Genomic DNA, 13,918 nt, shown 5'->3' on the forward strand with positions numbered 1-13,918 from the left:
AGTGAAATAGGCATTGTATTGAAAGAGTGAATTTCATTAATGAATATTTTTGTGCAACCTGGTTTTATGCAGTCGCGTTTTGTGCATCTGGGTTTTTGTGCGTCTGTGTTTCTGGTGTAAGGTAGCGGGCTGATGAAAAACTGAAGAGTTATGACTGGAGTAAGCATGATAATCAGAAAAGTGGCATTAGATGATGCTGAAAGGCTGGTGGCGCTGTTTCATTTGCTCGATACAGAGACAGATTTCATGCTGTTTGAACCCGGAGAGCGTCAGCTGACGATAGAGCAGCAAAGAGAGCAATTGCCGGAATGGGTGGATTCCAATCAGCAAACGATGTTCGTTGCAGAAAACGAGGCTGGAGAAGTGATCGGCTTTATCGTCGGGGTGGGCGGCAAAATGAACCGTATCAGGCATTCTCTTTACTGCGCCATTGGCATTCAAAAAAGTGCTCAGGGTAAGGGTGTCGGCCGGCAACTGATGGCGTCTTTAGAAACGTGGGCATGTCATCATGCTTTTCACCGTATTGAGCTGACGGTGATGGCACATAATGCACCAGCTCGTCACCTATACAAGGCTGCCGGGTTTGACGAAGAAGGGATCAAGCGGGATGCCATGCGGGTGAATGGTAAGTATGTTGATGAAATTTATATGGCTAAGTTGCTGAACGCGAGTTCACAGCAGTGATCACATGGCTGTGATCGCCAAACAAAACCCAGGTAGATAACCAATGATTGAAAAATTAAAGAGAGACATTTGTCAGTTGCAGACCGAAAGACTCATCATCCGGCAATGGAAAGAAGATGACAACGTACCGTTTGCTGCCATGTGTGCAGACCCGAATGTGATGAGGTATTTCCCCGCAACCCTGAGTGAAGATGAAAGTGTACAGCTGGCACACAAAGCGACCTCATTGATTGAGGAGAATGGCTGGGGCTTTTGGGCAGTAGAAAGAAAGGATACCGGTCAGTTTATTGGCCTTGCGGGTTTGCATTATCAGGACCTTGATATACCCGATACCCCCTTTATTGAAATTGGCTGGCGACTGGCCGCCGATCAATGGGGGAAAGGGTTCGCACCTGAAGCAGCACAACGTGCTTTGAGTTATGCGTTTGATGAGCTGCAGGCACCTGCTGTTTATGCGTTTACTACCTTAACCAATCAGCCTTCCCGGCGTGTGATGCAGAAGCTGGGCATGTCGGATTGTCAGAAAAACTTTATGCATCCTAAATTGCCGCATGATCACTCACTGGCTGAACATTGTTTGTACCGGATAACACGGCAAGAGTGGCTGATGTTGAATACGCCAGACAGACTGTGAATGTACCTGCCTTGCATGGCAGTATTGAGCGATATTTTCTTAGTCACATCTGATTGAATTTCAGTACTTCTTTTCCACATAGTCTACGCTTTTTTAGGTACGGTCAGCTTGTCAGTGACCCGTTATGTTTACCGTCCGAATTGGCCGAATAACACTAAGAAGGAAGAGGCGCATGGGATTCATCGCATTTCTGTATTTCCTCATCGGGCTGGTGCTGTTTGGAGGAGGTCTGTGGCTGATCTCCCTGGGGGGTAGCTGGTATTTTGCCATCGCTGGCGTGGTGTTTTTGTTGGTTGCAGCCAAAATCAGAACCAAGCGGGGTAACGCGCAGATCCTGTACGGTTTATTTTTGCTGGCATCGTTGATCTGGTCATTGTGGGAGTCCGGTTATGACTGGTGGCCACTGGCCAGCAGGATGGGATTACTGCTGGTTTTAGGTATACCGCTGCTGTTTTCTTTCCGTCTGATGGGGCGAACCAGAATCAGCCGTTTGACCGCGTACTGGTGGTTAGTCGCGCTGGTGACGCTGGGCAGCATGTTTAACGACACCCACAAGCTGGAAGGTCAGTTAAACACATCCACTATTGTCCAGACACCGAAGCTGGGCCAGGTACCTGAAGGGGATTGGTACAGCTACGGCCGCAGCAATTTTGGGCAGCGTTACTCGCCGCTGGAGGCTATTACTCCGCAGAATGTGGGTAAGTTAGAGCAAGCCTGGCAGTACCAAACCGATGATGTGAAAAGAAAAGGGGATATCGGGGAATTTACTTATGAGGCTACGCCGCTGAAAATCGGCAATACCTTGTATTTGTGCACACCCCACAACTGGCTGGTGGCACTGGATGCCGACAGCGGCCAGCAGCGCTGGGTGTATAACGCGAAAGTCGGCGAGGACAACCAGCGCCAGCACCAGACTTGCCGCGGGGTGTCTTATCTCGCGCCTCAGGCAGGTGAACCGGCCATGATTTCGCAGCCCGGTTCCGGTGCGGCGGAAACATTAGCCAGTGTTGATTGCGATGCGCAGATCTTTTTGCCGACCTCAAATGCCAGGCTGATTGCGCTGGATCCGGCCACCGGTGCACGCTGTAAAAATTTCGCTGAAGACGGGGTGCTGGACTTACTGCACAATATGCCCTTCCCCAAATCCGGTTATTATTATTCCACCTCTCCGCCTGTGGTGGCGAAAGGGGTCGTGGTCGTGGCCGGTTCCGTCAATGACAACTATGACATCAACTCGCCATCCGGTGTTATCCGTGCCTACGATGTCAAAACCGGAGCCTTGAAGTGGAATTGGGATTCGGCCAATCCAACCGATACCCAGCCGATTGCCAAAGATAAACTGTATGCGACCAGTTCGCCGAACAGTTGGTCTGTCGCCAGTGCAGACGAAGCGCTGGGCTTGATATATATCCCTATGGGCAACCGAACCCCGGATCAGCTGGGCATGTTCCGCACCCCGGAGGAAGAAAAATACGCTTCTTCGGTCGTGGCATTGCGCCTGGATAATGGTCAGCCAGTCTGGGTACAGCAGTTTGTTCATCATGATTTGTGGGACATGGATACCCCCGCGCAACCGAGCCTGTTAGATATTCAGACCGACAGTGGTCTGCTGCCTGGGCTGGTTGTGCCGACGAAACAAGGCGATGTCTATGTACTGAACCGGGCGACTGGCGAGCCGATCCATCCGATTACCGAAGTGGCAGCGCCTCAGGGAACGATTGATGGCGACTTTGCCTCTCCGACCCAGCCTGAATCAGCACTGAATTTTAATCCGCCACCGCTGGAAGAGAAAGACATGTGGGGTGCTACGCTGATTGATCAGCTCTACTGCCGCATTCAGTTTCGCCAGCTGCGTTATGAAGGCCGCTATACCCCGCCATCAGAACAGGGAACTATCGTCTTTCCCGGTAATTTCGGTGTCTTTAACTGGGGCGGGATCGCCGTGGATCCAGAGCGGCAGGTGATGTTCGGTATGCCGCTTTATCTGGCTTTTACTTCTACCTTAATTAAGAAAGACAGCAGTGCGTCACTGGGTGAGGTCAACGTAGGGGAACATGGTGTGAATGCCAACCAAGGTGCTGATTACGCCGTGAGCCTCAAACCTTTCTTATCACCGCTGGGCGTGCCTTGTCAGCAACCGCCCTGGGGTTATGTGGCCGGTGCTGATCTGAGTCAGGGCAACGTTGTTTACAAGCACAGAAACGGGACAATTCGCGATCTGACTCCCTTGCCGCTGCCCATCGAAATGGGCGTCCCCGGCATAGGCGGGCCGATCATTACCAAAGGCGGCGTTGTCTTTATGGCAGCCGCAGTCGATAACTATCTGCGTGCTTATGATCTCAGCGACGGTGAAGAAATATGGAAAGCCCGCCTGCCTGCCGGTGGACAAGCCACACCTATGACTTACCTCAATAGCCAGGGCGAGCAGATGGTGGTGATTGTGGCCGGGGGACATGGCTCAATCGGCACAACGCTTGGGGACTATATTGTTGCCTTTAAGCTGAAAAAATAGCCTGAGCTATGATGTCTTTGGTGGTGACTGGCACGGAATTCTTCGGTGCTCTGGCGGCATTCAGTGCCAGTCTGTTTTGCGGCGCGGCTTGCTATATCAGCCTTGTTGAGCATCCCGCCAGACTGGAATGCGGTGCGGAACTGGCGGCGACTGAATTGAGCTAGCCGGTAGAGACCACTTCCCACGTACCGTCCGGCAGTTTGCAGGCGGTGCCGACAGCGGTTTCTGTTGTCTCGTTCACTGTGACCAATTGCTGAAACTCTCTGCAATAGCGGCCACTGGTGGTTGTACCTTCCCGCGTTGCTTTCACCGAGCCAGAAGCGGCACCGTCCTGCCATTGTATAGTGCGGCCCACTGGTGATGTGGTAGCCGTTATCTGCGCTTGTTCATGACGCCGTTGCTGGTGTTCATTGAGCTGGTTTAGCAGTTCGAAGTGAATAGCGGTGAAACCCAGCCAGTTGATGGCTTCCTGATTCGTTCGATATTGTCCGTAGCCATCATACCAGCTGCCGTAAGGTCGGGTGACCCGAATGCTGTTAACCACAAAGTAACGATCCGGTGGGACTGCAGCATTGCTCTTGTTCTGTTTGGCCAGATAGTCGTCGATGTCAACATAGTGACGGCTGTCCATCACGCCATTTTTTAATTCTTCTCTGGTGATTCGCCCTGTGCGCTTTTCGATATTCACCTGTGGTGAGTAGATGGGTTGCTGGCCGCTGAGCAGCGCCAGTTTCTTGCCGGCTGAAAATGCAGTATCGGTGGCGTGAGCGCCGGACGCCGCTAAAATCAGGGAGGACAGCAGTAAGGATGAGCCTGACAACATAAGAGAGACTGTTCGATGCATTGTCGAGTACTCCATATCTAAGGGCTGTACATTGAGTAACCAAATGCCTCCTGCCTGTTATGTCTATACTCCCTTACGCCTTCAGTATAGGCAGCCTATTCATAGGCTTGTGGATTCCATGTCCTGGGTCTAAAAATCGATACATCTTCAGGCAGAATGGTCAGCAAAGGCTATCCTTGACGATATCAGTGACAATGAACTCTGATGCTTCCGGTGGTAAATGCTCTCTGTTCATGCATTAATAATTTATGCGTAACGAGTTGCTTATCTGTTTTTACGCAGACAATACGTTGTTCTGACTCAGTACGGTTGAGTTATTAGCCATATCCACTGTGTCTGATGCAGCGAACAAAACAAGGGAATGTATGCACACTGAATATTCTGAAAGCGAAAATGTGATTCGCCGTTTAAATGAAATTGCCCAGCTTTACGATAAAGGCTTCGATGTCCAGATGAATGCGCTCATTCAGCTGGGACTGGAGCGCTTCAATCTGGACATCGGTATCCTGGCGCAGGTGGAAGGTGATACTTACACCATACGCCATTGTATTTGCCCGGAACACATGCCTCTTATGCCCGGCAATCAATTTGAATTTGGTATGACGTACTGCGCAGTCACTTGCGAATCAAACGGTGTCGTTGCCGTTGAGCATGTCGGTAACAGCGATATACTGGGGAGCCATCCAGCCTACCGGCACTTTGGGCTTGAATCCTATATTGCTATTCCTATCCATGTGGGTGGAGTGACCTGGGGAACACTGAACTTTTCCAGTCCGGCCCCTTATCCCCGCGCATTCAAAGACATAGATACCGATACTCTGCAACTGATGGCGAGCTGGATAGAAACCGAGCTGGTACGGCGAATGCAGGAAAATGAACGGTAAGGAGTCCGTCGGCTAAGTCATGGTAAAACTGGATAATGGATTGAAAATCTGGCTGGATGCCTACAATCAGGGGCTGGCGCAACTGATGCAATCTGGCTACGTTGCCACTGCTGAAGCCGTACGGGACGGACTGTCGACCCTGACGGCAACTTGTGTGACTGACTCGCCCCACATAGCCAGAGTACTCGACACCTGTGTCACTGAGCACACACAGGTTGTTCCTGTCCGTATTTATCATCCAGCACCTGACAGGCCGTTGCCTGTTATTGTTTTTCTGCACGGCGGTGGCCACATGGCAGGCAGTGTGGCTGTGTACGATGCTATCTGCCGGAAACTGTCAAAAGCCACACAACACATAGTGGTGTCGGTTGATTACCGTTTGGCGCCCGAGTGGCCATATCCCAACGGATTATCGGATGCCCGCATTGTTATCGGTCAACTCTGGCCTTTGCTTGAGCAGCATCAGTTAGCGTATTTACCGACACTGTCACTGGTGGGGGATTCAGGGGGCGGCGCGATGGCGGCCACACTGAGTGCTGACTATCAGGACTATCCCAACGTTAGCATAGATAATCAGGTGCTGCTTTATCCCAGCCTGGATTACACCATGAGCCAGCCTTCGGTCACCGCTAACGGCAAAGGGCTGTTTCTCCAGCAGGATAAAATGCAGTGGTATTTTGATCATTATTTTCAGCATGGCGAGGACAGGCAGGCCGCTTCCCCGTTGTTTATGGCTAAGAGCGCCCAGCTGCCCCGAACGCTGATGATCACGGCTGAATTCTGCCCCTTAAGGGACGAAGGTGTGGCTTATGTACAGCAATTGTCAGCGCTGGGAATCCCTACCGAACATTTTCATCTTGATGACATGATCCACGCGTACCTTAATCTTGAATCGTTAGTGCCGATTCAGTGTCGCGCCACCTATCAGAAAATTGCAGATTTTTTAACAACATCGGGTGATAATTAACTCTTTGCACCTTTGTTACTTTGCACAATAAGGACCCTGTATGTTCGAAATCGTGATCCGCTATTTCCACTTTATCGGTATTTTTGCACTCTTCTCCGTGCTGGTGGTCGAGCATATGTTGATCAAACGTCGCCTGACAGCTGAGGAAATGCATCGTCTGGCAAGGCTGGATGCTGTCTATGGCATTTCAGCCGTTGTTGTGCTTTTGGCCGGGCTGGCTATGTGGTTTCTGGTGGGCAAACCTGCCGACTTTTACACCGCGAATCCGGTCTTTCATGCCAAAGTGACCTTGTTTCTGATAGTGGCTGCTTTGTCGGTTTTTCCAACCGTTTTCTTTTACAGACACAGACGCACAACCCGCGAAACCATTCCGGTGCCGCCTGCCATTGTTATTCTTATCCGTCTGGAGTTATTACTGCTGCTTGTGATTCCCTTATTGGCTGTACTGATGGCTAGAGGTGTCGGGCTTGGCTGATGCTTGCGGGATACAGCCTGACGACAGCGCGCGACGCGCCGATATTGATCCAGATCTCCCTCTTAAAACTGCCTGAAACTCAGTATGTTGCAAAATCGCATCTAAGCTTAATGTAAGAGCGAACTGTAGCTGTTGTGCGGTGCTGCTCTGCGGGTTGAGCAAAAGGGGTGAGGCTGATGATGGAAGCGCGAGCAGTAAAATCCGTGGCCGATGCAAAAGCGATTGTCGAAGAGCGTGGCCTGACCCATGTCAAGGTTGGCCTGTTCGATAATGACGGCATCATGCGCGGCAAATATATGTCCAAAGCCAAGTTTTTTGCATCACTGGAGAAGGGTTTTTCTTTTTGCGACGTGGTGCTGGGCTGGGATGCGAAAGATCAGCTCTATGACAATACCCGGTATACGGGCTGGCATACCGGGTATCCGGATGCCCCCGTGCGCATCTTGCCGCATACCTGCCGTGATGTGCAGGACGAAGAGGGCATGCTGCTCTTTATTGCTGAATTTACCGGTGCGGCTGAAGCTGTGTGTCCACGCGGGGTGTTACGCCGAGTGTTGGCAAAAGCGGAGGCGCTGGGGTTCGAGGTTCAGGCCGCGCTGGAATATGAATTCTTTTTATTTCGCGAAACACCGCATTCTGCACGGGAGAAAGGCTTCCGCAATCTGCAAACTGTCACGCCGGACTGGTTTGGCTATTCCATGATCCGCAACTCGGTATACAGCGAGCTGTATCACGACATTCTGGCGATGGGCCAGATTATGGATTTCCCCATTGAGGGTATTCATTCAGAAACCGGACCGGGTGTGATTGAAGCAGCGATTACTGTTGATCAGGCGGAAGCGGCAGCAGACAAAGCCGCGCTGTTCAAAACCTACATGAAAGTGCTGGCGCAGCGCCGGAATTTGCTGGCAACCTTCATGGCGAAATGGTCCATGGACTATCCCGGCCAAAGCGGCCACATCCATATTTCCCTCCAGCATAAAAACGGTCAATCTGCTTTTTATGATGCCAGCCAAACTCATGGCATAAGCACAATCCAACGACAGTTTCTGGCGGGCCAGCAACGTTTGATGCCCGAATTTTTGTGTATGATTGCCCCAACGATCAACAGTTATACCCGTATGGTGCCCGGCTTCTGGGCGCCGACGCACGCGACATGGGGCATTGAAAACCGCACAACGGCGCTGCGGGTAATACCGGGGAACGAGACATCCCAGCGCATCGAATACCGGCTGGGTGCAGCAGATGCCAACCCTTACCTGGCACTGGCGGCGGCTGTAGCGTCAGGCTTGTACGGCATCATGAATCAATGGCAGCCATTGGATGCGGTAACTGGTAATGCCTATGATCAGCCACAGCCTGCCGAATTGGCGCTGCCAGCCACGTTGTGGGAGGCCGCGCAGCGTTTCAGGGCCTCCGATGCGGCCCGTTCCCTGCTGGGAGAGGCGTTTGTAGAGCATTTTGCCGCAACTCGCGAGTGGGAAGAGCGCGAGTTCAGAAAGCAGGTAACAGACTGGGAGCTTGCCCGGTATTTCGAAATCATTTAAGTCGCGATGGTACAGACAGGGAGAGATGACAATGCGATTAGGTGTGCTCTTGTGTGATGATGTGGCGCCTGAGCTTCAGGCCACTCACGGTAACTATCGGGATATGTTTTCCGCTCTGTTTCATGAATATTCAAAACAAATCACTCTGGTGTTCTACCGTGTGATTGACGGTGAATACCCCAAAGATGTTGATGAGTGCGATGCTTATATGACCTCTGGTAGTCAATTCGGCGCTAATGACGGCTTTGTCTGGATCGGACACTTGATGGCATTCATTGAAAGGCTGTATGAAGAGAAAAAGCCCTTTGTGGGTATCTGTTTTGGTCATCAACTGATGGCAAAGGCGCTGGGTGGCGAAGTGGTGACATCCGGCAGAGGCTGGGGGCTAGGTGTCAACGGCTATGCGGTGAAGAAAAAAGCCGGCTGGATGAAAGGTGCCGGGCCAACAGTTTCTCTTGTGGTCAGCCATCAGGATCAGATCAGTCGGTTGCCTGCAGATGCCCGAGTACTGGCAGGCAGTGATTTCTGTCCTTTTGCCATGATCCAGATAAAGACTTACTTTCTGGGTATACAGGGACATCCAGAGTTCACTAAAGCTTATGTGAAAGATTTGATGACAGCCCGGCAGCAGATTTACGCCGCAGAAGCCTATGAAAAAGGTATCGACTCGCTATCGCAACCGGCGGATGACAAACGGGTGGTGTCCTGGATTGTCAGTTTTCTCGATACCGCTCTGGCTAAACGCCGGACATAAAGTCAGAGGAAAAAGAGCAAGCTCAGAGTATGAGCCTGCTCTTTTTTCCCGATATATGCCAACGCGTCTCTTCCCGTTACCGGTCAGGCCGTTTGCAGTGCCATACGTTGTTGCAGTAAACGGTAACAATACACGCTTGCCAGCAGAACCCCGCCGCCCGCCACAATAGTGACGGCGAACCCGGCGCGAATCCCCATTTCATCAATCACCCAGCCAGTTAATGCTGCACCGGCGGCGATGCCTATGCCCAGTCCTGTGATCATCCAGGTAAACCCTTCTGTCAGCTTTGACTCAGGCACAATCTTTTCCACAAGGCCCATAGTCACAATCATGGTGGGTGCGAAGAAGATGCCCGCGATGAAAACGGAGACGGATAGTGTCAGTACATCGTATACCACCAGCAGCGGGAGTGTGGCTGTCGCAGTGGCGATGGAAGCCAGTAACAACTGTTTTGGCAGAGCGAGGTTCAGGCGCAGTGCGCCAAACACCAGACCAGAAATACAGGACCCCGCGGCATAGGCCGACAGGACAAAACTGGCTGCCACAGGCACGCCTTGCTGCTTGGCAAACGCGACACTGAGCACATCCACCGTACCGACTATGGTGCCCAGAGCGATCAGAGTCAGCAGCAGCATTTTCATGGTGACAGGTTCAAGTGCAGATCCCTGCTGATGTTCAGTTTGCTCTGATACCGGCGGTTCGGTTCTTTTCTGCAAACTGAATAATGCTATGCCAACCGCCAGCATTAGCGCTGCCACGAATGGCCCGGCGATGGGCGACACAGCCACGCTGAGACCGACGGCGATAGGAGGCCCAACGATGAAACAGACTTCATCCAGCACAGACTCCAGTGAGTAGGCGGTATGCAGGGCAGGCTGGCCTTTGTAGATGTGTGTCCAGCGCGCTCTGACCATGGCGGGCATGCTGGGCATAAATCCGGCCAGCGCCGCAAACAGAAACAGTGTCCAGTCAGGTGCAGCCAGATGAACACAGCCTAAAAGCAGCAGCATACCCAGCACACTGATTGCTGTCGCAAAGGGCAAGATGCGGCCCTGACCATAGCGGTCTGTCAGGCGGGAGATCTGAGGAGCAATCAAGGCCGTTGAGAGTGTGAAGGTGGCAGCCACCGCACCAGCCAGCCAATAAGAACCATGAATCTGGGAAATCATAGTGATTATCCCGATGCCCGCCATTGAAATGGGCAGGCGGGCAATCAGCCCCGACAGGGAAAAAGCCAATGTTCCCGGGGCGTGAAACAGTTCCTTGTATGGGTTCGCCATGAATATCTCCAGTCAGTCATTAAGAATATGCCCATGCGCACTTATGACGGATGGGATGCATAAGAAACTAATTGACATACGCGGTGTATGTCAACTATAAATGAACCTGTTCTCATACTTTAGGGACCCAAACTAGCATGAACAGAGCAATCACGATGGAACAGACAAGGCTTGCCTTGCTGCAGCATGCCCGTACGCTGTTTGGTACCGTTGGCTTTGCCGACACCGTAATGGATGAGCTGACTGGCCGAGCGGGGTTGACCCGTGGTGCGTTGTATCATCACTTCGGCAGTAAGAAAGGCCTGTTTCTTGCCGTGTACCAACAGCTGGATCAGGAGATGGATAACAGACTGCAGGCGATATCAGCCAGCGCCCCGGACAGCTGGAGCGCTTTTTCAGGGCGCTGTCATGCCTACCTGAAGATGGCGACTGAGCCGGATATTCAGCGGATTATGATCAGGGACGCGTCATCGGTGCTCGATAGCGAGCAGATCCAGGCTGTCCGTATGAGCTGCATTGAAGCGATTGCCGGGTTACTGGCGCAATTAATCGAGGACAAAATCATCCCCGTCACCTCACCGGTTATGCTTGCCAGGCTGATCAACGGGGCATTGCTGGACACAGCACGTTATATCGCAGGCAGCGAAGACAGTGTGATGGCATTGAATGAAGCGGCACAATCGCTGGATCTCATGCTAAACGGCTTGAGGCGCTAAAGGAGTGTCTGTTGCCTGATCCCGCTTTTCATCGGCTCAAAAGCGGGATACATGGCTTAGGGTCTGCAAACCTTGCAACAGATATTGCGCAGCAGATCACTGAGTGACGCTGTCACTTATGTCGTTAATCTAGAGCCGGTCCAATTCGGCGGTATAAAGCACCCTGGTTGGCAGCCCTGACGGCGAGCCGCCCAGAGGTTCTTCACTGACCGCCAGCATCTGGATGTCCAACTGATCAAAGCGGGTGTTTTTCGCCAGTACCAGTTCGCCTTGTTTCGGTAACAGGCCAAGAGAAACCGGGTTCGGCTCATTTGTGGCCACCGCCCACAGCTCGTAATCTTTGTCGGCAAGTCCCTGGAACGAAGATCCGGCCCGGACAGTGATATCGCGCGGGTGGACTTCTATCAGCCAGTATGACGAGGCATCTTCCCCTTTAACGACAGCCACATGCTGGACAGGTCCGGGTGCCACGGGGATCTGGCTTTCCCGCCAGAGCAGCACGGCAAGTAAGAGCGATGCCGCTGTGGCGACACCAGTCAGCACAGGCCACAAACGGGACAACCCGCTTTTGATCACATGGCGGCTGGTTTCGTTGGCTGGTTTCTTATCGAAACCGAGTCGCTGGCTGATCGTTTGCCAGACCGCATCATTTGGCTCGACAGGGGTAATCTGACGGTTGATCTCGTTGAGATGCTGTTCCCACTGCCAGGTTGCTTCCCGAATATGGGTTGATTGCATTATCAGGGTCTGAAAGCGTTGCCGGGCCGGACCGCGCAGTGTGCCCAGTACGTACTCAGCGGCCAGCATATCGATCAATGTCTGGTTGTTATAGTTCATGGCGTCAGACACCTTTGTAGTTGTTGTAACCCGCGGCGAATCCAGCTTTTGATGGTTCCCAGCGGCTTGTCCAGATAGTGCACCACTTCCTGATGGCTCAGCCCGTTAAAGTAAGCCAGATGAATCGCCTGTTGGTGCTCCTGGGGCAGCTCATCAATGCACTGGCTTAATTTATGTCCGGCATCCAGATCGGCAAACCTGTCATCGCTTTCTTCCAGTGGCGCGGGTTCAGCCGTTAAAGCGTCTTCTTTCCTGACTTTTTGGTAGCGCAGTATGTCGAGAGCCCGGTATCTGGCGATGCTGATCATCCAGGTCAGGACACTGCCTTTATGGTGCTGATAATCGGCCGCGTTATGCCAGATTTTCACGTAAGCATCCTGTATCGCTTCTTCGGCCAGCGCCCGGTTACCCAGCATTTTCAGGCACACAGCCAGCAATTTGCCGCTGGTTTGCTGATACAGCCTGGTGAAGGCCTGCCTGTCGCCCAGTGCCGTGGCGCTGATGAGTTTAAGATGATCGTCCTGATCCATGTCTTTCCTTGTACTGTGATGAAGAAATACGTTAAGAAACTGATTTATCAGCTTGTTTCAACGTTAGCAGTCGTAATGACATTCGCCAGTGTGACAATGTCTGTTTGGTATATACACCACAAAATCAAAAGCGTTCAATGGACCATTGCAATGCCATCAGGGCGATACAGGCTGACCCTAAGGGCATAAACCAGCGCTGATAGCGCCATTGATGCCTGACAAGCATCAACACAGGTAAAGCAAGCAGCAGTATCGATAACTGTCCGAGTTCGACCCCTAGATTGAACGCCACGACCGCCAGTAAAGTATGGCTCGATGGCAGCCCCAACTCGCCCAGCACAGAGGCGAATCCCATGCCGTGCAGTAAACCAAACCCGAAGGTCACCCAGCCCAGTTTGGTGATCAGCGGGAAGATATTGTTCAGCGCGGCAAAAAGCACAGACAGAGCAATAATGAACTCCACCCAGCGGCTCGACGGCAGCCAGTTGAGTGCTGTGGCTGTCAGCGTGATAGAGTGCGCGAGGGTAAAGGCCGTGATAATCCAGGTGGTGCTGAGCAGTATAGACTTAGGGCTGTCGATACCTTTCCACTGTTGTTTATCGCGATACAGCACGCAGGTCAGGAGTAAGGCCAGCAGAAACAGGATATGGTCGGTACCGATCAGGATATGGACTATTCCCTGATACAGATATTCACGGGCCGTTTCGCCCATGGCAGAGGCTTGCATGTTGACCGCCAGTGAGCGGTTGCTGGTATCCAGTATTCTGTTGATGCTGTGCTCAGGCTGAGAAATATTCACGATCAGCTTATGGCCGGTATTGATGTCGAACATCGCCTGATAGGACAGGCTCAGTCCGGCAGCCGACGGACAATTGACCTCTAACGGCAGCCACAGGTAAGGCAGGTTGGCGTGTGATTCCAGCATCATGTTGCTAGCGACTGTTATGTTGCAAGGACGTCCGCCCTGCTCGACGGTCAGTTGGCTCAGTAACTGTGTTTGTATTGCAGCCTGCTGGTTTGTGATTTCACGCCAGGTCAGGTTGCCGTCCTGATTGGCGTCCAGAATCATCCCCTTATCAGCCATCAAAGGATACAGATCAGACAGTTGCAGTTGCCAGTTTCCGCTTAGCGTGGCGTTGTTATCTTGCTCCAGGGTCAGATACGCTGTGCTTAGCTGGTGTGCTTGTGCAGAGAATGCTGCCGCAAGCAGTGCAAAAATAATAACGAGAGTTCGCATGGTAGCCCTTCCTTGAT

15 protein-coding genes are annotated in these 13,918 nt (G+C 52.2%); 10 read left to right on the forward strand and 5 right to left on the reverse strand.

Translation table 11 applies throughout. The features are described from left to right. The first annotated feature begins 165 nt into the window (after window positions 1–165). The 4 genes from KCG43_RS16610 (at window position 166) to KCG43_RS16625 (ending at window position 3,994) form a co-directional block, all read left to right on the forward strand. Window positions 166–684, forward strand: coding sequence for a GNAT family N-acetyltransferase (locus tag KCG43_RS16610; protein ID WP_218386352.1), 519 nt, complete (start codon window positions 166–168; stop codon window positions 682–684). 43 nt (window positions 685–727) lie between these two features. Then, window positions 728–1,318, forward strand: coding sequence for a GNAT family N-acetyltransferase (locus KCG43_RS16615; protein WP_218386354.1), 591 nt, complete (start codon window positions 728–730; stop codon window positions 1,316–1,318). 172 nt (window positions 1,319–1,490) lie between these two features. Continuing rightward, window positions 1,491–3,830, forward strand: coding sequence for a membrane-bound PQQ-dependent dehydrogenase, glucose/quinate/shikimate family (locus KCG43_RS16620; protein ID WP_218386358.1), 2,340 nt, complete (start codon window positions 1,491–1,493; stop codon window positions 3,828–3,830). 8 nt (window positions 3,831–3,838) lie between these two features. Continuing rightward, window positions 3,839–3,994, forward strand: coding sequence for a hypothetical protein (locus tag KCG43_RS16625; protein ID WP_192015002.1), 156 nt, complete (start codon window positions 3,839–3,841; stop codon window positions 3,992–3,994). Here KCG43_RS16625 and KCG43_RS16630 read toward each other — a convergent pair. After that, window positions 3,991–4,674 (reverse strand): hypothetical protein, encoded by a 684-nt coding sequence (locus KCG43_RS16630; protein ID WP_218386360.1) that lies wholly within the window; start codon window positions 4,672–4,674, stop codon window positions 3,991–3,993. The genes KCG43_RS16625 and KCG43_RS16630 overlap by 4 nt on opposite strands. Before the next feature lie 365 nt (window positions 4,675–5,039). On the opposite strand from KCG43_RS16630, the gene KCG43_RS16635 reads away from it, so the two are divergent. The 5 genes from KCG43_RS16635 (at window position 5,040) to KCG43_RS16655 (ending at window position 9,301) form a co-directional block, all read left to right on the forward strand. Next, window positions 5,040–5,558 carry a GAF domain-containing protein gene (locus tag KCG43_RS16635; protein WP_218386362.1) on the forward strand — a complete coding sequence of 173 codons (519 nt, stop codon included), beginning with the start codon at window positions 5,040–5,042 and terminating at the stop codon, window positions 5,556–5,558. 19 nt (window positions 5,559–5,577) lie between these two features. Then, entirely contained in the window at window positions 5,578–6,525 is a 948-nt protein-coding gene (locus tag KCG43_RS16640; protein WP_218386364.1) for an alpha/beta hydrolase, read from the forward strand. 40 nt (window positions 6,526–6,565) lie between these two features. Then, window positions 6,566–7,000: a DUF2214 family protein gene (locus KCG43_RS16645; protein WP_192015006.1), complete on the forward strand. Its 435-nt coding sequence runs from the start codon at window positions 6,566–6,568 to the stop codon at window positions 6,998–7,000. 176 nt (window positions 7,001–7,176) lie between these two features. Further along, window positions 7,177–8,547: a glutamine synthetase family protein gene (locus tag KCG43_RS16650; protein ID WP_237794549.1), complete on the forward strand. Its 1,371-nt coding sequence runs from the start codon at window positions 7,177–7,179 to the stop codon at window positions 8,545–8,547. Between the two features lie 31 nt (window positions 8,548–8,578). Next, the gene (locus KCG43_RS16655) at window positions 8,579–9,301 is read left to right on the forward strand and encodes a gamma-glutamyl-gamma-aminobutyrate hydrolase family protein (RefSeq protein WP_218386366.1); all 723 of its coding nucleotides are present in this window, start codon (window positions 8,579–8,581) and stop codon (window positions 9,299–9,301) included. Between the two features lie 83 nt (window positions 9,302–9,384). Here the strand turns inward: KCG43_RS16655 and KCG43_RS16660 are convergent, their stop codons facing one another. Further along, the gene (locus KCG43_RS16660; protein ID WP_218386368.1) at window positions 9,385–10,581 is read right to left on the reverse strand and encodes an MFS transporter; all 1,197 of its coding nucleotides are present in this window, start codon (window positions 10,579–10,581) and stop codon (window positions 9,385–9,387) included. Window positions 10,582–10,718: 137 nt separating this feature from the next. Between KCG43_RS16660 and KCG43_RS16665 the strand changes: the two genes are divergently transcribed. Next, a complete protein-coding gene (locus KCG43_RS16665) occupies window positions 10,719–11,297 on the forward strand; it encodes a TetR/AcrR family transcriptional regulator (protein ID WP_192015009.1) in 579 nt (192 codons plus the stop codon). Window positions 11,298–11,426: 129 nt separating this feature from the next. Here the strand turns inward: KCG43_RS16665 and KCG43_RS16670 are convergent, their stop codons facing one another. The 3 genes from KCG43_RS16670 to KCG43_RS16680 all read right to left on the reverse strand — a co-directional run bounded on the left by KCG43_RS16670 (window position 11,427) and on the right by KCG43_RS16680 (window position 13,901). Further along, window positions 11,427–12,134 carry an anti-sigma factor domain-containing protein gene (locus KCG43_RS16670; protein WP_218386370.1) on the reverse strand — a complete coding sequence of 236 codons (708 nt, stop codon included), beginning with the start codon at window positions 12,132–12,134 and terminating at the stop codon, window positions 11,427–11,429. Next, window positions 12,131–12,664, reverse strand: coding sequence for a sigma-70 family RNA polymerase sigma factor (locus KCG43_RS16675; protein ID WP_192015011.1), 534 nt, complete (start codon window positions 12,662–12,664; stop codon window positions 12,131–12,133). The genes KCG43_RS16670 and KCG43_RS16675 overlap by 4 nt, the downstream gene beginning before the upstream one ends. 124 nt (window positions 12,665–12,788) lie before the next feature. Continuing rightward, the gene (locus KCG43_RS16680; RefSeq protein WP_192015012.1) at window positions 12,789–13,901 is read right to left on the reverse strand and encodes a HupE/UreJ family protein; all 1,113 of its coding nucleotides are present in this window, start codon (window positions 13,899–13,901) and stop codon (window positions 12,789–12,791) included. Between the last annotated feature and the right edge of the window lie 17 nt (window positions 13,902–13,918).

Source organism: Photobacterium sp. WH24, assembly GCF_019204055.1.
GTDB classification, from domain to species: domain Bacteria; phylum Pseudomonadota; class Gammaproteobacteria; order Enterobacterales; family Vibrionaceae; genus Photobacterium; species Photobacterium arenosum.

Excerpts from the sequence above, each read along its gene's own strand:
- KCG43_RS16610 (WP_218386352.1), top strand. The coding sequence starts at position 166 with ATGATAATCAGAAAAGTGGCATTAGATGATGCTGAAAGGCTGGTGGCG.
- KCG43_RS16615 (WP_218386354.1), top strand. The coding sequence starts at position 728 with ATGATTGAAAAATTAAAGAGAGACATTTGTCAGTTGCAGACCGAAAGA.
- KCG43_RS16620 (WP_218386358.1), top strand. The coding sequence starts at position 1,491 with ATGGGATTCATCGCATTTCTGTATTTCCTCATCGGGCTGGTGCTGTTT.
- KCG43_RS16625 (WP_192015002.1), top strand. The coding sequence starts at position 3,839 with ATGATGTCTTTGGTGGTGACTGGCACGGAATTCTTCGGTGCTCTGGCG.
- KCG43_RS16630 (WP_218386360.1), bottom strand. The coding sequence starts at position 4,674 with ATGCATCGAACAGTCTCTCTTATGTTGTCAGGCTCATCCTTACTGCTG.
- KCG43_RS16635 (WP_218386362.1), top strand. The coding sequence starts at position 5,040 with ATGCACACTGAATATTCTGAAAGCGAAAATGTGATTCGCCGTTTAAAT.
- KCG43_RS16640 (WP_218386364.1), top strand. The coding sequence starts at position 5,578 with ATGGTAAAACTGGATAATGGATTGAAAATCTGGCTGGATGCCTACAAT.
- KCG43_RS16645 (WP_192015006.1), top strand. The coding sequence starts at position 6,566 with ATGTTCGAAATCGTGATCCGCTATTTCCACTTTATCGGTATTTTTGCA.
- KCG43_RS16650 (WP_237794549.1), top strand. The coding sequence starts at position 7,177 with ATGATGGAAGCGCGAGCAGTAAAATCCGTGGCCGATGCAAAAGCGATT.
- KCG43_RS16655 (WP_218386366.1), top strand. The coding sequence starts at position 8,579 with ATGCGATTAGGTGTGCTCTTGTGTGATGATGTGGCGCCTGAGCTTCAG.
- KCG43_RS16660 (WP_218386368.1), bottom strand. The coding sequence starts at position 10,581 with ATGGCGAACCCATACAAGGAACTGTTTCACGCCCCGGGAACATTGGCT.
- KCG43_RS16665 (WP_192015009.1), top strand. The coding sequence starts at position 10,719 with ATGAACAGAGCAATCACGATGGAACAGACAAGGCTTGCCTTGCTGCAG.
- KCG43_RS16670 (WP_218386370.1), bottom strand. The coding sequence starts at position 12,134 with ATGAACTATAACAACCAGACATTGATCGATATGCTGGCCGCTGAGTAC.
- KCG43_RS16675 (WP_192015011.1), bottom strand. The coding sequence starts at position 12,664 with ATGGATCAGGACGATCATCTTAAACTCATCAGCGCCACGGCACTGGGC.
- KCG43_RS16680 (WP_192015012.1), bottom strand. The coding sequence starts at position 13,901 with ATGCGAACTCTCGTTATTATTTTTGCACTGCTTGCGGCAGCATTCTCT.